The organism is Polaromonas sp. YR568, from assembly GCF_943369415.1.
GTDB lineage: Bacteria > Pseudomonadota > Gammaproteobacteria > Burkholderiales > Burkholderiaceae_C > Polaromonas.
Genome location: NZ_CALRNF020000007.1, coordinates 118,457 through 139,763 on the forward strand (window position 1 = coordinate 118,457; position 21,307 = coordinate 139,763).

At 65.5% G+C, this 21,307-nt stretch carries 21 protein-coding genes; 16 read left to right on the forward strand and 5 right to left on the reverse strand.

Features of this window, described 5'->3' with window-relative positions:
• The first annotated feature begins 108 nt into the window (after window positions 1–108).
• The 8 genes from hutU (at window position 109) to ACLV74_RS07100 (ending at window position 9,006) form a co-directional block, all read left to right on the forward strand.
• Window positions 109–1,815 (forward strand): urocanate hydratase, encoded by a 1,707-nt coding sequence (gene hutU, locus ACLV74_RS07065; protein WP_411878663.1) that lies wholly within the window; start codon window positions 109–111, stop codon window positions 1,813–1,815.
• A 5-nt stretch (window positions 1,816–1,820) separates the two neighbouring features.
• A complete protein-coding gene (locus tag ACLV74_RS07070) occupies window positions 1,821–2,834 on the forward strand; it encodes an ornithine cyclodeaminase family protein (protein WP_411878664.1) in 1,014 nt (337 codons plus the stop codon).
• A 10-nt stretch (window positions 2,835–2,844) separates the two neighbouring features.
• Window positions 2,845–3,681, forward strand: a complete 837-nt coding sequence (locus tag ACLV74_RS07075) for a phosphate/phosphite/phosphonate ABC transporter substrate-binding protein (RefSeq protein WP_411878665.1) — start codon at window positions 2,845–2,847, stop codon at window positions 3,679–3,681.
• Window positions 3,681–4,649 carry a Bug family tripartite tricarboxylate transporter substrate binding protein gene (locus ACLV74_RS07080; protein ID WP_411878666.1) on the forward strand — a complete coding sequence of 323 codons (969 nt, stop codon included), beginning with the start codon at window positions 3,681–3,683 and terminating at the stop codon, window positions 4,647–4,649. The genes ACLV74_RS07075 and ACLV74_RS07080 overlap by 1 nt, the downstream gene beginning before the upstream one ends.
• 47 nt (window positions 4,650–4,696) lie before the next feature.
• Complete coding sequence (gene hutH / locus ACLV74_RS07085) at window positions 4,697–6,241, forward strand: histidine ammonia-lyase (protein WP_411878667.1); 1,545 nt, start codon at window positions 4,697–4,699, stop codon at window positions 6,239–6,241.
• Between the two features lie 52 nt (window positions 6,242–6,293).
• Window positions 6,294–7,250 (forward strand): ABC transporter substrate-binding protein, encoded by a 957-nt coding sequence (locus ACLV74_RS07090; RefSeq protein WP_411878668.1) that lies wholly within the window; start codon window positions 6,294–6,296, stop codon window positions 7,248–7,250.
• A 12-nt stretch (window positions 7,251–7,262) separates the two neighbouring features.
• Entirely contained in the window at window positions 7,263–8,036 is a 774-nt protein-coding gene (locus tag ACLV74_RS07095) for an ABC transporter permease (RefSeq protein WP_411878669.1), read from the forward strand.
• 163 nt (window positions 8,037–8,199) lie between these two features.
• Complete coding sequence (locus ACLV74_RS07100) at window positions 8,200–9,006, forward strand: ABC transporter ATP-binding protein (protein WP_411878670.1); 807 nt, start codon at window positions 8,200–8,202, stop codon at window positions 9,004–9,006.
• Here ACLV74_RS07100 and ACLV74_RS07105 read toward each other — a convergent pair.
• Window positions 9,003–9,965, reverse strand: coding sequence for a YeiH family protein (locus tag ACLV74_RS07105; protein ID WP_411878687.1), 963 nt, complete (start codon window positions 9,963–9,965; stop codon window positions 9,003–9,005). The genes ACLV74_RS07100 and ACLV74_RS07105 overlap by 4 nt on opposite strands.
• A gap of 277 nt (window positions 9,966–10,242) precedes the next feature.
• Between ACLV74_RS07105 and ACLV74_RS07110 the strand changes: the two genes are divergently transcribed.
• The 5 genes from ACLV74_RS07110 to ACLV74_RS07130 are packed head-to-tail and all read left to right on the forward strand — an operon-like array spanning window position 10,243 to window position 14,923.
• Window positions 10,243–11,124, forward strand: a complete 882-nt coding sequence (locus tag ACLV74_RS07110; protein ID WP_411878671.1) for a glycine betaine ABC transporter substrate-binding protein — start codon at window positions 10,243–10,245, stop codon at window positions 11,122–11,124.
• Between the two features lie 53 nt (window positions 11,125–11,177).
• Window positions 11,178–12,698 carry an HAL/PAL/TAL family ammonia-lyase gene (hutH, locus tag ACLV74_RS07115; RefSeq protein ID WP_411878672.1) on the forward strand — a complete coding sequence of 507 codons (1,521 nt, stop codon included), beginning with the start codon at window positions 11,178–11,180 and terminating at the stop codon, window positions 12,696–12,698.
• Window positions 12,695–13,318: an ABC transporter permease gene (locus ACLV74_RS07120; protein ID WP_411878673.1), complete on the forward strand. Its 624-nt coding sequence runs from the start codon at window positions 12,695–12,697 to the stop codon at window positions 13,316–13,318. The genes hutH (ACLV74_RS07115) and ACLV74_RS07120 overlap by 4 nt, the downstream gene beginning before the upstream one ends.
• A 16-nt stretch (window positions 13,319–13,334) precedes the next feature.
• Entirely contained in the window at window positions 13,335–13,976 is a 642-nt protein-coding gene (locus ACLV74_RS07125) for an ABC transporter permease (protein WP_411878674.1), read from the forward strand.
• Window positions 13,973–14,923, forward strand: coding sequence for an ABC transporter ATP-binding protein (locus ACLV74_RS07130; protein ID WP_411878675.1), 951 nt, complete (start codon window positions 13,973–13,975; stop codon window positions 14,921–14,923). Before ACLV74_RS07125 ends, ACLV74_RS07130 begins: the two co-directional genes overlap by 4 nt.
• Here the strand turns inward: ACLV74_RS07130 and ACLV74_RS07135 are convergent.
• The 3 genes from ACLV74_RS07135 to ACLV74_RS07145 all read right to left on the reverse strand — a co-directional run bounded on the left by ACLV74_RS07135 (window position 14,920) and on the right by ACLV74_RS07145 (window position 17,398).
• On the reverse strand, window positions 14,920–16,308 hold the full coding sequence (locus ACLV74_RS07135; RefSeq protein WP_411878676.1) for an MFS transporter: 1,389 nt from the start codon (window positions 16,306–16,308) through the stop codon (window positions 14,920–14,922). The two genes, ACLV74_RS07130 and ACLV74_RS07135, sit on opposite strands and share 4 nt — an antisense overlap.
• Before the next feature lie 226 nt (window positions 16,309–16,534).
• Window positions 16,535–17,107, reverse strand: coding sequence for a hypothetical protein (locus ACLV74_RS07140; RefSeq protein WP_411878677.1), 573 nt, complete (start codon window positions 17,105–17,107; stop codon window positions 16,535–16,537).
• A 69-nt stretch (window positions 17,108–17,176) separates the two neighbouring features.
• Complete coding sequence (locus tag ACLV74_RS07145) at window positions 17,177–17,398, reverse strand: CsbD family protein (RefSeq protein WP_411878678.1); 222 nt, start codon at window positions 17,396–17,398, stop codon at window positions 17,177–17,179.
• A gap of 220 nt (window positions 17,399–17,618) precedes the next feature.
• On the opposite strand from ACLV74_RS07145, the gene ACLV74_RS07150 reads away from it, so the two are divergent.
• Window positions 17,619–18,035: a MarR family winged helix-turn-helix transcriptional regulator gene (locus ACLV74_RS07150; protein WP_411878679.1), complete on the forward strand. Its 417-nt coding sequence runs from the start codon at window positions 17,619–17,621 to the stop codon at window positions 18,033–18,035.
• Window positions 18,036–18,111: 76 nt separating this feature from the next.
• On the forward strand, window positions 18,112–18,510 hold the full coding sequence (locus ACLV74_RS07155) for a tautomerase family protein (RefSeq protein ID WP_411878680.1): 399 nt from the start codon (window positions 18,112–18,114) through the stop codon (window positions 18,508–18,510).
• Between the two features lie 9 nt (window positions 18,511–18,519).
• On the opposite strand, the gene ACLV74_RS07160 is transcribed toward ACLV74_RS07155, so the two are convergent.
• Window positions 18,520–20,139, reverse strand: a complete 1,620-nt coding sequence (locus ACLV74_RS07160) for an ABC transporter permease (RefSeq protein WP_411878681.1) — start codon at window positions 20,137–20,139, stop codon at window positions 18,520–18,522.
• A 118-nt stretch (window positions 20,140–20,257) separates the two neighbouring features.
• Here ACLV74_RS07160 and ACLV74_RS07165 point away from each other — a divergent pair.
• The coding region (locus tag ACLV74_RS07165; RefSeq protein ID WP_411878682.1) for an ABC transporter ATP-binding protein at window positions 20,258–21,307 on the forward strand (1,050 nt) is incomplete at its 3' end.

Here is a 21,307-nt window from a genome sequence, read left to right on the forward strand (position 1 = left end):
ACGCCAGTTGACACAAGTTGTATAGACAACTACGATTTATACCAGTCACCGCCCCTTTCTTTTTCGAACCGCCGGAAAAGTTTCTGTTTTTATTCCCGGAGCAGCCCCATGTCCGATCTTTCCCAAACCCCTTTCCTTGACAGCAAGGCCCGCCCGGTGCGGGCGCCCCGCGGCAGCACGCTGAGCTGCGCCAACTGGCAGATCGAGGCGGCCTACCGCATGATCCAGAACAACCTGGACCCGGAAGTCGCCGAAAACCCCGACGAGCTCGTGGTCTACGGCGGCATCGGCAAGGCCGCCCGCAACTGGCCGGCCTTCGACGCCATCCTCGACTCCCTGCGCAAGCTCAAGGCCGACGAAACCCTGCTGGTGCAGTCGGGCAAGCCGGTGGGCGTGTTCCGCACCCACACCGGCGCGCCGCGCGTGCTGATCGCCAATTCCAACCTGGTGCCCAAGTGGGCGACCTGGGAACACTTCAACGAGCTGGACCGCGCCGGCCTCATGATGTACGGCCAGATGACGGCCGGCAGCTGGATTTACATCGGCACCCAGGGCATCGTGCAGGGCACCTATGAAACCTTTGTGGAAGCGGGCCGCCAGCATTTCAACGGCGACCTGGCCGGCCGCTGGGTGCTGACCGCCGGCCTGGGCGGCATGGGCGGCGCGCAGCCGCTGGCCGCCACCTTTGCCGGCGCCTGCTCGCTGAACATCGAATGCCAGCAGTCCAGCATCGACTTTCGCCTGCGCACCCGCTACGTCGACAAGCAGGCCAAGGACCTTGACGAGGCGCTGGAACTCATCAAGCACCACACCTCGCGCAAGGAAGCCGTCTCCATCGCGCTGTGCGGCAATGCGGCCGAAATCGTGCCCGAACTGGCCAGGCGCGCCCAAGCCGGCGGCCTGCGCCCCGACATCGTGACCGACCAGACTTCGGCGCACGACATCATCAACGGCTACCTGCCCATCGGCTGGACGGTCGCGCAATGGAAGGCCGCGCAAAAAGACCCGGCGCAACATGCGGCGCTGACCAAAGCGGCCGGCGAATCCTGCGTGGTCCACGTCAAGGCCATGCTGGCCTTCCACGAGATGGGCATCCCCACGGTGGACTACGGCAATAACCTGCGCCAGGTCGCCAAGGACTTCGGCGTGGACAACGCCTTTGACTACCCCGGCTTTGTGCCGGCCTACATACGCCCGCTGTTCTGCCGCGGCGTCGGCCCCTTCCGCTGGGTGGCGCTCTCGGGCGACCCGGAAGACATCAGGAAGACCGACGCGAAGATGAAGGAACTCTTCCCGGACAACAAGCACCTGCACCGCTGGCTGGACATGGCCGAAGAGCGCATCGCCTTCCAGGGCCTGCCGGCGCGCATCTGCTGGATAGGCCTGGGCGAGCGCCACATCGCCGGCCTGGCTTTTAACGAAATGGTCAAAAGCGGCGAGCTCAAGGGCCCCATCGTGATCGGCCGCGACCACCTGGACAGCGGCTCCGTCGCCTCGCCGAATCGCGAGACGGAAGCGATGAAGGACGGCAGCGATGCCGTGAGCGACTGGCCGCTGCTCAATGCCCTGCTCAACACCGCCAGCGGCGCGACCTGGGTCAGCCTGCACCATGGCGGCGGCGTCGGCATGGGCTACTCGCAACACTCGGGCGTGGTCATCGTCTGCGACGGGACGGCCGAAGCGTCGGAAAAACTCGCCCGCGTGCTGTTCAACGACCCGGCCACCGGCGTGATGCGCCATGCCGATGCGGGGTACGACATCGCGAAACAAAGCGCCAGAGACAACGGGCTGAACCTGCCCATGATAGGAAGCTGAAACACATGTCCGATAGCACCGCCGAGATTTACCTCACCTACCTGAACCACCCCGACGTCCAGGCCCTGGCCCTGACCGACGCCGAGATCATCGCCGCCGTCGAGCAGGCCCTGCATGCACAGGGCAACAAGCAGACGACGATAGAACCGCGCATGCACCTGGTGCCGGAAAAAGACTACCCCGGCCACTTCAACGTGCTGCGCGGCTACATACGCCCGCTGGGCCTGGCCGGCGTGAAAGTGGTCGGCGACTTCTACAAGAACTATGAGCAGGGCCTGCCTTCAGAGCTGGCGATTCTCAACCTGTTCGACCCCAAGAACGGCTCGCCCATCGCCATCATCGACGCCTCGGACATCACCGACATGCGCACCGGCGCCATCACCGCGCTGGGCGCCAAGCACCTGGCGCGCAAGAACTCGAAGATCCTGGGCCACATAGGCGCGCGCGGCACCTCCTACTGGAACGTGCGCCTGCTCGACTCGATTTACGACTTCGACGAAATCCGCGTGCATTCGCGCCGGCCCGAAAGCCGCAACGCCTTTGCCGCCAAGCTCGAAAAAGACCTGGGCAAGAAGATCATCGTGACCGAGGACTGGGAGTCCTGCGTGCGCGGCGCCGACATCGTGGTCGAGGCTTCGCGCCTGGAAAAACCCACGCCCATGCTCAAGACCGAGTGGATCAAAAAAGGCGCTTGCGTGATTCCCTACGGCACCATGAGCGCGGTCGAACTCTCGCTGACCGACATCATGGACAAGATGGTGATGGACGACTGGGGCCAGGCCAAGGCCGGCCCGCTGGGCGCGCTGCGCGCCCACGTCGATGCCGGCAAGCTGTCGGAAGCCACGCTGCACGCCGAACTGGGCCAGATCGTCGCGGGCCTCAAGCCAGGCCGCGAGAGCGACGACGAGACCAATCTATTCTGGCACCGCGGCCTCTCGCTGTCGGACATCGCGCTGGGCGCCTTCATGCTGGAAAAGGCCAAGCGCATGGGCCTGGGGCAAAAGCTGCGTTTCCGCTGAAGCAGGCAGCATGGACGCCATCAGCACTCCACAAACCACGCAGGCGCTGCTGGCCAACGCCCGCATGTATTCGGCCACACCTTCGGTCAAGGCCGACTGGAAGACCTTGCTGGCCTGGGTGCTGATACGCGCGGGCCTGCACTGGGACGTCGTTGACTACGACGCGCCGGCGCCGCTGGCTGTGCTGTGGGCGCGCGACGACCTGGGCCTGGCGATGATGTGCGGCCTGCCCTTTGCCCAGCGCGGCGAGCGGCCCACGCTGGTGGCCGCACCCATTCCCTCGCCGGCCCGCTACGGCGGCAAGCCGGTGTACTTCACCGACATCGTGGTGCGCGCCGATGCGCCCTACCAGGCGCTGGAGGATACGTTCGGCGGTGTGATCGGCTACACGCTGGCCGACTCCATGTCGGGCGGCGTGGCGCTGCGGCATCACCTGGCACCCTACCGCGAGGCGAAAGGTTCGCGCCTGTACCGCAAGGCCGTGGGTGAACTGGTCAATGCGCGCGGCGTGATCACGGCATTGGCCGAAGGCCGCATCGATGCCGGGCCGCTGGACAGTTATTACCACGACCTGCTCAAGGCCCACGACCCGGAATTCGCCGCGCAGGTGCGCACCGTCGCCAGCACGGCTGCCCTGCCGATTCCGCCGCTGGTGGCCACCGCAGATTTACCCGAAGAGACGCTGGCCAAGGTGCGCAAGGCCTTGCGCGCCACGGCCAAAGCGACGGAACTGGCGCCGGTGATGCAGCGCCTTCTGCTCGCGGGTTTTGCGTTTCCCGATCCCGCGGACTACCTGCCGCTGGCGGCCATGGACGGCGGGCCCGCGCCCGCACTGGACGATATCTGATGAAGCTGTTTACGCGAACCACCTTGCTGGCCTTGCTGCTTGCCGCCGTCTCCTTCGGCGCCACCGCGCAGACCTATCCCTCCAAACCGCTGCACGTCATCGCACCCTTTCCGCCCGGCGGCCCGGTCGACGTGCTGGGCCGCGTGCTGGCGCAGGGCCTCGCCGAATCCATGGGCCAGCCGGCCGTGGTCGACAACAAGGTGGGCGCAGCCGGCAACATCGGCATTGACCTGGCGGCCAAGGCAGCGCCCGACGGCTACACGCTGGCCATCGTCCCGCTGGGCAATATCGCGGTCAATCCCGCGCTCTACCCCGGCCTGCCCTACAAGGCTTCAGACCTCGCGCCCGTCACCATGCTGGCCACGGTGGAGAACGTGCTGGTCGTCAACGCCGCCGTACCGGCGCGAAACGTCAAGGAACTGCTCGCGCTGGCCGCGCAGAAATCCGACAGCGTGAGTTTTGCCTCGCCCGGCGCCGGCAGCCAGGCACACCTGGCGGGCGAGTTGCTGGCGCTGAACAGCGGCGTGCAGCTGCTGCACGTGCCCTACAAGGGCATAGGCCCGGCGCTCAATGATTTGCTGGGCGGCCAGGTCAGCATGATGTTCGCGCAAATGTCCTCGGTGCTGCCGCACATCAAGAGCGGCAAGTTGCGCGCGCTCGGCGTGGCCAGCCTCAAGCGCTCGCCCCTGATGCCCGAGACGCCGACGATTGCCGAGCAGGGCCTGCCGCGTTTCGAGGCGGTGTCCTGGTATGCGCTCATGGTGCCGGCCGGCACGCCGCGCGCCGTCATCGACAAACTCAACGGCGAGACCGTCAAGCTCTTCGCGCGGCCCGAGCTCAAGGAAAAACTGGCCGCGCTGGGCATGGACGCCGCCACCGGAAAGCCCGCCGAGCTGGCCGCGGCCATCCAGGCCGACACCGCGCGCTGGACCGAGGTGATACGGCAGAAAAACATCAAGCCCGAGTAAGCCCGGTTTTTCCGCCTCCTTTTTCTTTCTTACCCGTTGGCAACACCATGACCCTCACCATCCAACCCGGCCGGCTCACGCTGGCGCAGTTGCGCGACATCCACACCACAGCGCAAACGCTGGCGATAGACCCCTCCGCCACGGCCGGCATTCGCGCCAGCGCCGCGCTGGTGCAAAAAGCCGCGCAGGGTGGCGATGCCGTCTACGGCGTCAACACCGGCTTCGGCAAGCTGGCCAACCAGCGCATCGCGCAGGCCGACCTGGAAACCCTGCAGCTCAACCTGCTGCGCTCGCACGCCGTGGGCGTGGGCGAGCCCATGCCCGAGCGCGTGGTGCGCCTGGTGTTGCTGCTCAAGGCAGCAAGCCTGGCGCGCGGCTACTCCGGCGTGCGCGAAGCGGTCATCGACATGCTGATGGCGCTGTACAACAAGGGCCTGACACCGGTGATTCCCTGCCAGGGTTCGGTGGGCGCCTCGGGCGACCTCGCGCCGCTGGCCCATCTGTGCCTGCCTTTGATTGGCGAAGGCGAAGTCTTCTACCAAGGCCAGCGCATGGCCGCGGCCGATGCGCTGAAACAAGCCTCCCTCACGCCGGTGAAGCTGTCGGCCAAGGAAGGCCTGGCGCTGATCAACGGCACGCAGGTCTCGACCGCACTGGCGCTGGACGCGCTGCTGGCCACCGACCGGCTGTTTGAAGCCGCGGTGATTTCGGGCGCCGTCACGCTGGACGCCGCGCGCGGCAGCGACGGCCCTTTCGACCCGCGCATCCACGCGGTGCGCGGCCAGCCGGGGCAGATCGATTGCGCCGCCGCTTACCGCGCCATCATGGTGGGCAGCGAAATCCGCCGCTCGCACCTGGAAGGCGACGACCGCGTGCAGGACCCGTATTGCCTGCGCTGCCAGCCGCAGGTCATGGGCGCCTGCCTGGACCAGATGCGCTATGCCACGCAGGTGCTGATGCGCGAAGCCAATGCGGTGACCGACAACCCGCTGGTGTTTGCCGAGGATGAGACGCTTCTGTCCGGTGGTAATTTCCATGCGGAGCCGGTCGCTTTGGCCTGTGACGCGCTGGCCGTCGCCATCGCCGAAATCGGCGCGATCACCGAGCGCCGCATCGCCATGCTGGTCGACACCGTGGCCTCGCGCCTGCCTGCATTCCTCACGCCCGAGCCGGGCCTCAATTCCGGCTTCATGATCGTGCACGTGACCGCCGCCGCGCTGGCCTCCGAAAACAAGTCGCTGGCCCACCCTGCCAGCGTGGACAGCCTGCCCACCTCGGCCAACCAGGAAGACCATGTGAGCATGGCGACCTTCGCGGCGCGCCGCCTGCAGCCCATGCTGCGCAACACCGAATACATCGTCGCCATCGAGCTGCTGGCCGCCGCGCAGGGCATTGAATTTTTGCGCCCGCTCAAGAGTTCCGCCGTGCTCGAAGGCGTGCTGCAACTGGTGCGAAAAGCCTCGCCGGCCATGATGCATGACCGCAGCCTGGCACCCGACATGGAAAGGGTGCACCAATTGGTGGCGGGCGGGCGCATAGGCCTGGCCGGGGAAGCCCAAATCACCGAGTTAACCGCCTTGCGGCTGGCATGAAGCCTGCATACATTAGCGATACCGTTATCCCTATCTATACAGGAGCCTCTTCATGAAGCAACAACTCGCCCTCTCCCTGCTCGCATTCGCGTCCGCTCTGGCCATGAACGCCGCCCACGCGCAGGAGACCAAGGTCGCCATCGGCATTTCGGGCTGGACGGGTTTTGCCCCGCTGACCCTGGCCAAGGAAGCCGGCATCTTCAAGAAGAACGGGCTGGACGTGTCCATCAAGAAGATCCCGCAAAAAGACCGCCACCTCGCGATAGCCTCGGGTGACGTGCAGTGCGCCGCGACCACGGTGGAAACCTGGGTGGTGTGGAACGCCAACGGCGTGGCCACCACGCAGATCTTCCAGCTCGACAAAAGCTATGGCGCCGACGGCATGGTGGTCAAACCCGGCATCGCCAAAATCACCGACCTGAAAGGCAAGACCGTGGCCGCGAGCGCGCCCGGCACCTCGCCCTACTTCGCCCTGGCCTGGATGCTGAAGAAAAACGGCATGAGCACCAAGGACGTGAAGGTCGTCAACCTCGAACCGCAGGCCGCGGCCAACGCGATGATCGCGGGCACCGACGGCGTCGATGCCGCGATGACCTACGAGCCCTACCTGGGCGCGGTGCGCGCCAAGCCGGAAGCCGGCAAGATCATCGCCACCACGCTGGACTACCCCATGGTGATGGACACCTTCGGCTGCACGCCCAAGTTCCTGAGCGAGAACCCCAAGGCCGCCAAGGCCCTGGCCGACAGCTACTTCGACGCCGTCGAGATGATCCAGAAAGAGCCGAAGAAAAGCTTCGAGATCATGGGCGCCGACGTGAAGCAGACCGGTGACGCCTTTGAAGCCTCGTCCAAATACCTGCGCTGGCAGGACCGCGCGGCCAACCAGAAATTCTTTGCCGGTGAACACGCCGCTTTCAGCAAGGAGGCCGCCGAGCTGCTGATGGAGGCCGGCATCATCAAGTCGCTGCCCGACATGGGGAAACTCGCCGACACGCGTTTTCTGAAATAAGCCCGTAAACGCATGCGGCCCCTGCAACCCGTAACACCCGGCGCGCGCATCGCGCTGGGCGTGAGTTTTTTCGTTCTGTTCTTCGTCGTGTGGGCCATCTTCACGCTGGGCGGCTACGTCTCCAAGACCTTTCTGGCCGACCCCATCACCATGGTGAGGTCGGGCTACGACCTGCTGGCCCACCAGGGGTTCGCCAAGGACATCGGCATGACGGTCTGGCGGGTGCTGGGCGGCTTTGCGATTGCCGCCTTGCTGGCTGTGCCGCTGGGCGTGATGATGGGCGCCTACAAACCGGTCGAGGCCTTCTTCGAGCCCTTTGTGAGCTTTGCGCGCTACCTGCCCGCGTCGGCTTTCATTCCGCTGCTGATCCTGTGGGCGGGTATTGGCGAAGCGCAAAAGCTGTCGGTGATTTTTATCGGCTCCTTCTTCCAGCTGGTGCTGATGATTGCCGTGAGCGTGGGCAACACACGGCGCGACCTGGTGGAAGCGGCCTACACGCTGGGCGCGGCCGATCGCGGCATCGTGGTGCGCGTGCTGCTGCCCAGCGCCGCGCCCGAGATCGCCGAGACCCTGCGCATGGTGCTGGGCTGGGCCTGGACCTATGTGATCGTCGCGGAGCTGATTGGCGCGTCCAGCGGCATTGGCCACATGATCACCGACAGCCAGGCGCTGCTGGCGACCGACCAGATCATCTTCGGCATCATCGTGATCGGGGTGTTCGGCCTGGTCACCGACCTGGCCTTCAAGGCACTGAACCGCAAACTCTTTCCCTGGGCGCGCTTGTGACCTCGCACTTTGGCGCAGTCACTCCTTCCCCCTCTGGGGGAAGGCTGGGATGGGGGCCGCCCCGGCTTGTCCGTTCCACGCCAGCCTGTCAATCGATTGCCGCAGGCCCCCATCCCTACCTTCCCCCAGAGGGGGAAGGAGCAAGATTAAGAGCACCTTATTGATGACTCCTTCTCCCCCCATCCTGACCGTCACCCAACTGTCCAAAACCTTCACCGCCCACAAGGGCCCGGGCACGGTGGCATTGCAGGCCACCGACCTGAGCGTTGCAGAAAACGACTTCATCACCATCCTCGGCCCCTCGGGCTGCGGCAAATCCACGCTGCTGCGCATGGTGGCCGGGCTGGACACGCCGACCAGCGGCTCCATCGTGCTGGACGGCAAGCCCATCGCGGGCCCGGGTGCGGACCGCGGCATGGTGTTCCAGAGCTACACGCTGTTCCCCTGGCTCAGCATTTTGCAGAACGTCTGCTTCGGCCTGCGTGAAAAAGGCATGGCACCCGATGCGCAACTCGATATAGCGCACCAGTTCATCAAGAAGGTCGGGCTGCAGGGTTTTGAAAACCATTTCCCCAAACAGCTCTCGGGCGGCATGCAGCAGCGCACCGCGCTGGCGCGGGCGCTGGCCAACAACCCGCGCATCCTGCTGATGGACGAGCCCTTCGGCGCGCTGGACCACCAGACGCGCGAACTGATGCAGGAATTGCTGCAAGGCATCTGGGAAGCCGAGCAGAAAACCGTGCTCTTCGTGACGCACGACATCGACGAAGCCATCTTCATGGGCAACCGCGTGGTGGTAATGAGCGCTCGGCCCGGCCGCATCAAGTGCGACGTCGCCGTGCCGCTGGCGCACCCGCGCCATTACTCGGTCAAGACCACGCCGGTGTTCACCGAACTCAAGGCGCGGCTGACCGAGGAGATACGCGTGGAAGTGCACCGTGCGGCGGGGCTGCAGGCGCCTTCCGCTTAAAGGCCTAATCGCAACACGATCACCGCGCCCAACACCAGCGCGGCGATAAAGACCGTTTCGCCCACCAGCATGGCCACGGGCTGCCAGCCCAGTTTCATGAGGTCTTCAAAACTGGTCTTGATGCCGGCGGCCGCGATGGCCGTGACCAGGAACCAGCGCGAGGTGTCGCTGGCGGCCTGCGTCATGGCCGGCGTGAAAGCGCCTATGGTGGCCAGCAGCACCAGCACGATGAAGGCCAGCAGGAAGCCGGGCACCAGCGGCACTTCGTCCTCCACCGCTTTGGCGTCGGGGTGCTTGCGGTAGCTGATGGCGATCAGCAGCACGATGGGCATCAGCAGCATCACGCGGAACAGCTTGACCACGGTGGCGGTGTCGCCGACCTCGGGGCCCAGCATCATGCCGGCCGCCACCACCTGCGCCACGTCATGGATGGTGCCGCCCAGGAAGATGCCGCCCTGCGCGGGCGCCAGGCCTATCAGCTTGAGGGCGAAGGGGTAAAGAATCATGCTCAGCGTGGAGAGCACCGTGACGCCGACCACGGCCAGCAAGGTGAAGCGTTCGTTCTCCTTGGTCTGCGGCAGCACGGACGAAATCGCCAGCGCGGCGGAGGCGCCGCAGATGGCGACCGCACCGCCCGAAAGCACGCCCTCTTCACGCGGGCGTTTCAGCCATTTCGCGAGCAGCAGGCCGAACCCGATGGTGAGCGCCACCGCGACCACGATGACCAGCGCCGTCTCCACGCCGAGCTTGGCCACTTGCGTCAACGTGATGCGCGCGCCCAGCAGGGCCACGCCGACACGCAGCAAGGTGCGGCCGCAAAAGTCGACGCCGGTCTTGACCTTGGGGTTGCTGTTGAGGAAGTGAAAGGCCAGGCCTATCAGCAGCGCATACAGCAGTTGCGGGCCGCCGTAATGCTCTGACAGAAAGGTCGCCGCCAGCGCGATGACCACACACACCATGGCGCCGGGTACGCTGGCTTTGAGGAGGGAGACCGAAGGAAGAAAAGACACGCGGAGGAGGCTTCCGGTTGTTGTTTTATTTATGCGGAAAACAGCTATCACCGGGTGATTTTCCGTCTTGCACACGCTATTTCCATATGCTACTATTATTAGGTTGTATATACAAGTTGGGGCGCTGGAAGCACCACGATGGCGCGCTTTTCAGGCACGGGATGTGCATGCAACAGGCCAGAAGATTCCTTGTTCCAGTTTCGCCGCAACCTATCCGGAGATCACCATGAAGATCAGCAAACTTTTGGCCCTGTCCGCATTCGCGCTGGCCGCCTTCGCACCGCTCGCCTCCCACGCCCAGCAGGCCGTGCGCGTCGGTTCCAAAAACTTCACCGAGCAGTTCGTGCTCGCCGAAATTTATGCGCAGGCGCTGGAAGCCGCCGGCATCAAGACCGAGAAGAAGCTCAACCTGGGCGGCACGCTGATCGCCCAGAAGGCGATGGAAGAAAAGCAGATCGACTTCTACCCTGAATACACCGGCACCATGCTGCTGGCCGTGCTCAAGCAGGAACCCATGACGGATGCCAAGGCCGTGTACGACAAGGTCAAGGAAGGCTACGCCAAGATGGGCTTTGTGGTGCTGAACCAGTCCAACCTGAACAACGGCTACGTGATGGTGGTGCGCGCCGACACCGCGCAAAAGCTCAAGCTTGAAACCCTGTCCGACCTGGCCAGGGCCGCCAAGGACCTGAAGGTCGGCGCCGGCCCCGAGTTTCGCGACCGCAAGGACGGCCTGCCGGGCCTGAAGGCCAAGTACGACATGGTCTTCGGCGAAGACCTGCAGATGGCGATCGGCCTGCGCTACCAGGCGCTGAAGAACGACCAGATCCAGGTCGTCAACGGCTACTCGACCGACGGCATGATCAGCGCGCTCAAGCTCAAGCGCCTGCGCGACGACAAGAGCCTGTGGCCTCCGTACTTCGTCGTGCCCGTGATCCGCAAGGAAGCACTGGACGCCAACCCGAAGATCGGCGAAGTGCTGAACCGCGTGAGCGCGCTGCTCGACGAAACCTCCATGGCCCAGATGAACTACCAGGTCGACGGTGACAAGCTCGAACCCAAGGACGTGGCCCGCGACTTCCTGAAGTCCAAGGGACTGGTCAAGTAATACTTTTCTCCTGACGCTCCCCGCATCTCCACTACCGTGAAAGTTCGCACGCCATGACACTCGCGGTCGGGGAACAATGGCTGGTCATCGATGACCTGGTGCGCGTGGCGCGCAGCGGCGAGCCCGTGTCGCTGGCGCCCAGGGCGCGCGAGCGTGTGGTCGCGGCGCGCGAACTTGTCATGCGGCTGGCCACCTCCGGCCAGGCCATCTACGGCCTCAATTCCGCACTGGGCGCCAACACCGGCGCGGTGCTGGCTGAAGGCGACCTGGAAGACTACCAGCGCCGCGCCGTGCGCGCCCGGGCTGTGGCCGTGGGCCCGGCCTATGACAAGGCCTCGGTGCGCGCCATGCAGTTCGCCCGCATCGCCGGCATGTCGCGCGGCGGATCGGGTGTCTCGCCCGCGGTGCTGGATGCCTGCATCGCGATGCTGAATTTCCAGATGCATCCGGTGGTACCGCGCTTCGGCTCCATCGGCGTGGCCGACCTGCCCCAGCTTTCGCACCTGGCCTTGCCGCTGTTCGGCGAAGGCCAGGCCGAGGTGCGTGGCGAGGTATTGAACGGCGCCGCCGCGCTGGAACGCGCCGGCCTGCAGCCGGTGACGCTGGGCGCCAAGGACGGCCTGGCGCTGATCAGCTCCAACGCCGCCACGACTGCGCGCGCCGCGCTCGTCTTGCATGACGCCAACACGGCGCTGGACGCCTGGCTGGCCGCCGTGGCGCTGGGCTATGAAGGCTTCCGGGCCAACCTCTCGCCGCTGCACCCCGGCGCGGTGGCGGCCCGGCCGGCGGCCGGCCAGGTCGAGGTGGCGCGCCAGTTGCGTGAGTTGCTCAAGGGCAGCGCCCTGCTGGAACCCGGCGCGGCGCGCCGCGTGCAGGACCCGGTGTCCATGCGCGTGGTGCCCCAGGTGCATGGCGCCGCGCGCGACATGGTGGACGCGGCCTGCGCGCAGGTCGAGATTGAACTCAACAGCGCGGCCGACAGCCCGCTGGTGCTGGCCGAAGAGGGCGTGATGCTCTCCAACGGCAACTTCCACGTGCCGGCGCTGGCATTGGCGCTGGACGCCTCGGCGATTGCGCTGGCGCAGGCGGCCAGCATGTCGGTGTCGCGCAGCCAGCGCTTCATGTCGCCGGCGCTCACCGGCCTGCCGCTGCAGCTCACGCGTCACGGTCCGGCCCATTCGGGTTTTGCCACGGTGCAAAAAACCCTGACCGCGCTCTGGGCCGAGGTGCGGCTGCGCGCCAACCCGGGATCGCTCGATTACCTGCCGGTGTCCGAAGCGCTGGAAGACCACGCCTGCATGGCGCTGGGCGTGGCGGAAAAACTCGGCGAGCTGGTGGAGCGCGTGCGCTACCTGATCGCCATCGAGCTGCTGGTGGCCGCCCAGGCGGTGGACCTGCGCGAACTTGACGTCAGCCAGATGGGCGAGGGCACGCGGCGCACTTTTGCGCAGGTGCGCAAGCTGGTCCCCATGCTGGACGAGGACCGCCCGCTGGGTCCCGACATAGACCGCATCCAGGCCGCCATCGCGGCCGGTGTGTTCGGCCCTGAAACCACCGGTCAGGGCGCGGCATGACCTGGTTCCTGCGCAACTGGACCGACGTGGCCTACGCCTTGTGGGAGCACATCGCGATTTCGTTGACGGCGCTGGTGATTGCGTTCGCGCTGTCGCTGGTGATAGGCGTTGTCGCCGCGCGACGTGAAAAACTCTACGCCACCGTCATGACGGTCTCGGGTTTTCTGTACACCATCCCGACGCTGGCTTTCCTGGCCTTCCTGATTCCCGTGGTGGGCCTGGGCCGCACCAACGCCATCATTACCATGGTCGCGTTCTCGCTGATGATTTTGATCCGCAGCGTGGCCACCGGCATACGCGAGGTGCCGGCGGACGTCGTCGACGCGGCGCGCGGCATGGGCATGAACAAGGCGCAGATCATGCGGCGCATAGAACTGCCGCTGGCGCTGCCGCTGATCGTGGCCGGCCTGCGCGTCTCGGCCGTCACCGTGATCAGCGTGACGGTGGTGGCCGCCTACGTCAATGCGGGCGGGCTGGGAACACTGATCTTCAACGGCATTGCCAGCGACCACCCGGCCAAGATCTGGACCGGCGCGCTGACCGTCTGCGCGCTGTCCGTCGTCGTCGACCTGGGCCTGGCCCTGCTGGAGCGGCGCCTGAAAAACCGGCGCGCAGCCTGAAACCCGAGAGGCCCTGATGCTTGCCGACGCCTGGAACTATGTTCTTTCCCACCCCGCGCAGTTTTACCGCGCGCTGGGCGTGCACGTCGCGCTGTCGGCGTCGGCGCTGGTCATCGCCGCGCTGATATGCATTCCGGCCGGAATTGCCGTCGCGCGGAAAAATGCTCTCTCACTGGCCGTCGTCAATGTCGCCAACGTCGGGCGCACCCTGCCTTCGCTGGCCGTGCTGGCGCTGGTGATGCCGATTTTGGGAACCGGTTTTACGCCCGCCCTGTTCGCCCTCACACTGATTGCGCTGCCGCCCATCGTGACGCACACCATCGTCGGCATGCGCGGCGTGGACGCCGATGCGGTGGACGCCGCCATCGGCATGGGCATGACACGCGCCGCGCTGCTGTGGCAGGTCGAGCTGCCCATGGCCATGCCGGTCATCTTCGCGGGCCTGCGCACGGCCGCGGTGCAGATCATTTCCGGCGCCGTGCTGGCGGCCTTCATAGGCGGCGGCGGGCTGGGCGACTTCATCACCGCGGGCATCGCCATGATGGCCGTTCCCCAGCTGCTGGTGGGCGCCATCCCGGTGGCGCTGCTGGCGCTGGGCACCGATTTTCTTTTTGGCGCGCTGCAGCGCCGCATGACTCCGCAAGGGCTTCGCGCATGATCACACTCGACCGCCTCACCAAGTCCTTCGGCGGCAGCGCCCAGTCGGCCGTCGACGGGCTGTCGCTGACCGTCAACACGGGCGAGATCTGCGTGCTGATAGGCCCCTCGGGCTGCGGCAAGACCACCACCATGCGCATGATCAACCGCATGGTCGAGCCCGATTCGGGCCGCATCGAAGTCGGCGGGCGCGACGTCACCAAAATCGACGCGGTGGAGCTGCGCCGCTCCATCGGCTATGTGATCCAGCAAGTGGGCCTGTTCCCGCACATGACCATCGGCGAGAACGTGGCCACCGTGCCCAAAATGCTGGGCTGGGATGCCGCCCGTATTTCAAAACGCGTGGACGAATTGCTGGCGCTGGTGCACATGGACCCGTCTGTCTACCGCAACCGCTTTCCGCGCGAACTCTCGGGCGGGCAGAAGCAGCGCATAGGCGTGGCGCGCGCGCTGGCGGCGGACCCGCCGGTGATGCTGATGGACGAACCCTTCGGCGCCATAGACCCGATCACGCGCGCGCGCCTGCAGGACGAGTTCCTCCGTATCCTGCGCGAACTCGGCAAGACCATTGTGTTTGTCACGCACGACATCGACGAAGCGATCCGCATGGGTTCGCGCATCGCGATTTTGCGCAGCGGCAAGGTCGTGCAGTACGACACGCCCGAGCGCATCCTTGCCCATCCCGCCGATGCCTTTGTGGAAGCCTTTGTGGGTGGCGACCGCTCACTCAAGCGGCTGGCCCTGCTGACGGCCGGCCCCTATGTGGAAAGCGGCACGCCCGCCGCCAACGCGCCGCGCCTGCCCGCCGCGACGCCGCTGCGCGATGCGCTGTCGGCCATGCTGGACGCCGGCGCGAATGAAGCCGCGATTGTGGATGCGGAGGGCAAGCCCCTGGGCCGCGTCACCTTGCAAAGCATTCAGCAGGCTGCGGCGGTGGCTCGCGCTTAAGACTGGCGCATCCGCAGCACGCTGCAGACACCCGCGACGGCCGCAAATCCGGCCCCCAGCCACAGCGCCACAAAGGATCCGTGGCCGCCCTGCGGGTCGAACATCGCAAAAATCATTGCCAGCAGCACCGCGCCCAGCGTCTGGCCGGTCAGCCGCGCCGTGCCCAGCATGCCGCTGGCGCCGCCGCTGCGATGCGGTGGCGCCGAGGTGATGATGGTGTGGTTGTTGGGCGACTGGAACAGGCCGTAGCCCACGCCGCACAAAGCCATGCGCCAGACGATGTCGAGCTGCGACGGATGCACCGGCAGCACGGCGAGCAGGACCAGTCCCAGCGACAGAAAGGCCATGCCGATGCCGCCCAGCACACCGCCCGAATGGCGCCCGATCAGCCGACCTACCACGGGCGAGGTCACCACAATGGCCAGCGGCCAGGCCGTCATCAGCAACCCGGCCTGCAGGTGGCTGAAACCATAGGTGCCCAGCAGCAGGAAAGGCAGGCTGACATAGGCCAGGGTCTGCGCGCAGAAGGCGCCAATCGAGGTGCCCATGGACAGCGCGAAGACGGGAATGCGCAGCAAGTCCAGCGGGAACAGCGGCAGTGGTTGCGCCAGCTGGCGCCGCACGTAGATGATGCCGATGACGATGCCCGCCGCGAGTTCGGCCAACGGCACCCACAAGGAGCCGGCGGCCGCGCCCGGCACGGTTTCGATGCGAACACCCAGCCCGTCGACACCCAGGAACACCAGGCCGAACATCAGCGCGTTGAGCAATACGTCGACCGGCGAGAGCCGGCCCGGGGCTTTGGCGTGGTTGTCGGGCAAGGCCTTGCGGCCCAGCCACACAGACAGCAGGCCGAAGGGCACGTTGAGCGCGAACAGCCAGGGCCAGGAGGCGACCGAGAGTATGGCCGCCGCGATTGACGGCCCGGCCACCGAAGCCGTGGCCACCACCAGCGAGTTGATGGCGATGCCGCGGCCCAGCAGGTGCTTGGGGTAGATCAGCCGCACCAGCGCCGTGTTCACGCTCATGAGGCCGGCTGCGCCCAGGCCCTGCACGACCCGCGCCAGCGCCAGCGTGGTCAGCGAATCGGCCATGGCGCAGGCGGCCGAGGCCAGCGTGAACACCGACAGGCCCACCAGGTAAACGCGGCGGTAACCGACGATGTCGCCCAGCGAGGCCAGCGGCAGCAACAGCGCCAGCGTGGCGACCTGGTAGGCGTTGATGACCCAGATGGATTGCGCGGCGGTGGCGTTGAGTTCGCGCGTGATGTCGGGCAGCGCGAGGTTGACGATGGTGCCGTCCAGCACCGCCATGACGATGCCGAGAATGATGACCAGCAGCGCACGCGTGCGCTCACGCGCGGGCAAACCATCCTGAACAAGCATGCGGACCTTTGGTATTGAGCGAGCGGTCAGTAGGGCCGCCGTGGAGCACTCATTTTAAGAGCGCCACCAAAAGACGTCGCGGCGTCGGCCCTTGCCCCAGCGCGCGCCTGGGAAACAAGCACGTAAGCAGAGCACCGCGGAATGCGAAAAATCCCGGCATGCGCGCGCATGCCGGGATTTCCTGGAGGGCTTCACCCCCTGCGGGCACCGCTGGCGCGGCCTCGTATTACTTCATGCCGTATTTGACCTTGGCATCGTTCTGGCAGCCGTCCTTGGCGGCACCGGTCAGGGCATCGCAGCGCTCCTTGGCGGCCTTGTAGTCGGCTTCGCGTTTTTCCGAGTTGGCGTCTTTTTTGGCTTCGGCGACTTTTTCGGTCTTGTCCTTGCTGGTGTCTGCCGAGGTCTTGCTCACCTTGGCGTCTTCCTTGGCCTTGACGTGCGCCGCCTTGGCATCCTTCACGCAGACGTCTTTGTCGTTGCCCTTCAGGTCGTCGCACTTTTCCTTGGCGGTGTCATAGGCGGCATCGCCTTTGGCGAAGGCCACTTTTTCGGTGTTACGCGGGCTGGGCTTGTACTGGGCTTCGTTTTCGGCCTTGGCGACCTTTTCGATGCCCTTGGCTTCCGAAACGCAGATGTCCTTGGCGTTGTCTTTCATCGCACCGCATTTGTCGCGGGCGGCCTTGTAGTCGGCCGAAATGCGGTCGTTCTGGGCTTTGTATTCTGCCTTGGTCAACGCCATGGCATTGCCGGCAAAAACACAGGACATCACGGCGGTCAGCATCAACAGTTTGGTTTTCATGGTCATTTCCTTTTGAATGAATTTTGGGTGAGAGGTTTTATTTAAAGGTATGGGAACGGAGAGCGCGGCTCAATAGCGTTCAAAGAAATCGGTGGGGTTGCGGTCTTTCCAGGCGACCACCTGTTTTTCGGCTTCTTCCTGGCTGAGGCCGTGGCGCTCCTGGATCTTGCCGAGCAGCTGGTCGCGCTTGCCGGCGATCACGTCGAGGTCGTCATCGGTGAGCTTGCCCCACTGTTCCTGGACCTTGCCTTTGAATTGAAGCCAATTGCCTTCCATGCGGTCTTTGTTCATGGTGTTCTCCTGTAAGAGTTGATGATTCGCCCGGGCCCTCAAGGGTGCGCCAGGCGGCATGAAGACACATTACGTTCAATCCCGGGCGGCGCCCGTAGGCCCGCGTGTTTGATGAACGTAGGCTCTTGCTTACAGCTCCCGTCGCAGGTCGATCGCCCCACACCATGGCCAATTTCGCAACTAGTTGCATAGCTAATTAATTCCTGCTAGGATGCCTTCCATGTTTGACCATTGCCTGTATTTCAATACCACCGCGCTGGCCCGCCTGGTCGACAAGGAGTGGACGCTGGCCTTCAAGCCCTTCGGCGTCACGCCCTCGCAGGGCTTCATGCTGCGGCTGGTGCTCAAGCAGCCCGGCATGATGCAGCACGCCATTGCCGACGAGCTCACGATCTCGCGGCCCACCGCCACGCGCCTGCTCGACGGCCTGCAGGCGCTGGGGCTGATCGAGCGCAGGAGCCTGGAATCCGACGGCCGGCACTGGGCGGTCTTTCCAACACCCGCGGCTGAGGCGCTGCACGCCGGCATCAACAAGGCCAGCGGCGACGTCACGCGCCGCATTCAACAGCAGATCGGAAAGGAGAACTTCGATGAAACCGTAGCCCGTGTCAGGAGCGTGTCTTCCGCGCTGAAATGAAGCTCGCTTCACGTCCTTTTTTTTGCCCATATAGTTGCATAGCTAACCATATTTTCAACCCCACCGGAGAAATCACATGCCTATCCTCAACGTCAAAGTCAGCCAGCCCGCCAACGCCCAGCTGACGAACGCCATCGCCGAAACTTTATTGGAGCTGACCACGCGCATCCTGCGCAAGAAGCGCGAACTGACCGCCATCGCGATCGACTTCGTGCCGCCCGAGCACTGGATCGTGGGCGGCAGCACCCTGGCCAGCCAGGGCAAGAACAGCTTTTATTTCGACATCAAGGTGGTAGACGGCACCAACACCAAGGATGAAAAAGCGCAGTACGTGGCGGAGGCTTTTGCGGCCTTCAGCAAGCTGCTGGGAAATGTGCATGAAGAAAGCTACATCTACGTGCACGACGTGCGGGCCGAAGCCTATGGCTTTGGCGGCCTCACGCAGGAGTACCGCTACATCAAGGCCAAGGCCTGAACACGCACGCTACTTCGAGCGCAGCGTGCGGCTCAGAAGCGCCACCGGCAGCAGCCCGACCAGTACCAGGGCCAGCGCGGGCAAGGCGGCTTCGCCGAGGCGCTCGTCGCGCGCCAGCTGGTAGGTGACGACGGCCAGGGTGTCGCTGTTGAAGGGACGCAGTACCAGTGTGGCGGGCAGCTCCTTCATCACGTCCACAAACACCAGCAGCCCGGCCGCCGCGACCGAGCGCTTGAGCAGCGGCCAGTGCACGCGCGCAAGAATGCCCAGGCCCGAAGTGCCCAGCATGCGCGCGCTGTCGTCGAAGCTGGCGGGGATACGCGAGTAGCCGCTTTGCAGGCTTTGCAAGGCCACGGCGCTGAAGCGCACCATGTAGGCCCAGACAATGCCCAGCACGGTCGCGGTGACCCAATAGCCTACGGCGGTTTGCGGTGCGGCGGCCTGCAGCCAACCCACGGGCAGCAGCAGGCCAACCACGATCACCGCGCCGGGCACCGCATAGCCCAGGCTGGCCAGTTGCACCGCCGCGCGGGTCAGCAAATGCGGCTTGCGGCGCACGGCGAAAGCCAGGCCCAGTGCCAGTGCGGTGGCCAGTGCGGCGCCCAGGCCGGCGAGCCAGACGCTGGTCCAGGCCCAGCCCCAAAATTTGTCCCAGAGCAGGTTGTCCCAGCCCAGGATCAGCGGGCGCAGCATGAAGAGCACCGGCAGCACAAAACCCAGCGCGATCGGCACGGCGCACACCAGCCAGGCCGACAGGGCGCGCGCGCCGCGCAGTTGCACCGGCGCCGCGTCCTGCGCGCCGGCGCGCGCGCCGCGGCCGGTGGCAAAGCGCATGCGTTTTTGCGCGCTGTGCTCCACCCACAGCAGCAGCGCGACAAAAAACAGCAGCACGGTGGCCAGCTGCGCGGCGGCTATGCGGTTGTCCATGGACAGCCAGGCCTTGTAGATGCCGGCGGTGAAGGTCTGGATGCCGAAGTAGCTGGAGACACCGAAGTCGGCCAGGGTTTCCATCAGCGCCAGCGCCACGCCGGCCGCCACGGCCGGGCGCGCCAACGGCAGCGCGACGCCGCGTATGCGGCGCGACAGCGGCGCACCCAGCAGCCGGGCCGCTTCCATCAAATGGACGGCGCGCTCGGACAAGGCGGTGCGCGCCAGCAAATAGACATAGGGATAGAGCGCGACGGTGAACACCAGCACCGCGCCGCCCAGGCTGCGCACCTCGGGCAGCAATCGGCCCTGCAGGCCGAATGACGCGCGCAGCCAGGTCTGCAGCGGGCCGGCGTACTGCAGGAAATCGGTATAGGCATAAGCCAGCACATAGGCCGGCATGGCCAGTGGCAGCAACAGCGCCCATTCAAACACCCTGCGCCCCGGAAACTCGAACAGCGTCACCGCGCTGGCGGTCGCCATGCCGACCACGGCCACACCCACGGCCACGCTGAGGCACAGCAGCAAGGAGGTGACGGTGTAGTCGGGCAGCACCGTCTGCAGCATCTGCAGCAGGATGGACTGCGCCTGGGCATCGAACTGCAGCCAGGACAGCGCCACGGCCACGACCGGCAGCGTGAGCAGGGCCACGACCAGAAAAAGCACGACGGAAGGAAGAGCGGAAATCAGGCGACGCAGCATGGGGACCCGGAAAAAGGCCTCTGCAGGAGAGGCCTTGCCTCCGGCTGCGCGCGCCATGGTGTTGCAGCGGTCACTGCAAATGAGAATTGTAAGCATCCAGGGCCCTACAATCGAGCCCATGTTTCTGGATATCTCCCAGCTGGGCGTGCACTATGCCGGCCGCTCCAAACCCGCAGTCGACGGCGTGTCTTTCAGCCTGCAGGCAGGGGAGATCGGGGTCCTGATCGGGCCTTCGGGCTGCGGCAAGACCACACTGCTGAGGGCCGTCGCGGGCCTGGAGCGCGCCAACACCGGCAGCATCACGCTTACACGGGAACTGGTCAGCAGCGCCGCCGTCCATGTGCCGGCCGAGTCGCGCCGCATAGGCATGGTGTTCCAGGACTACGCGCTGTTTCCCCACCTCGACGCCGCGCACAACGTGGCTTTTGGCCTGACCCACTTGCCCGCCGCCCAGCGGGCGCAGCGCGTCAGCGACACGCTGGAGCTGGTGGGACTGGGCAATGTGCACAAACGCTTTCCGCACGAGCTCTCGGGCGGCCAGCAGCAGCGCGTGGCGCTGGCGCGCTGCTTCGTCTACCAGCCCTCGGTCATCCTGATGGATGAGCCTCTGGGGGCGCTGGACAAGAAGCTGCGCGAGCACATGCAGTTCGAGATCAAGCGCCTGCATCGCGAGACCTGCGCCACCATCATCTATGTGACCCACGATCAGGAAGAGGCGCTCGCGCTCTCCGATCGAATCTGCCTGATGAACCATGCCGAGATCGAGCAGCTGGGCACGCCGGAAGATATCTATGCCCGCACGCGCACCGCATTCGCGGCCGACTTCATCGGCCTGTCCAACATTCTGAAGGGCGAGATCGTGGCCGATGGCGACGGGCCCACGCGCATCGTCACCGCCCATGGCGCCTTCCGCCTGCCGGAGGGGCCCTCGCCGGTGCCGCCCGGATGCCCGGCGGCTTTGGTGGTGCGCCCGGAGCATCTGGAGCTCGACCCGGTGGGCGAGAACCGGATCAGCGGCGCAATCTGCGAAATGGTCTATGCCGGCTCGGAAACCCGCGTTCTGGTCATGCTCCGCAATGGCGACAAGCTCATTGTCCGCCTGCCGCCGGCGGCCCGCGTGCCGCGCCTGGGCGAGACGGTCACGCTCGGCTGGGCCTTGAACGCCGCC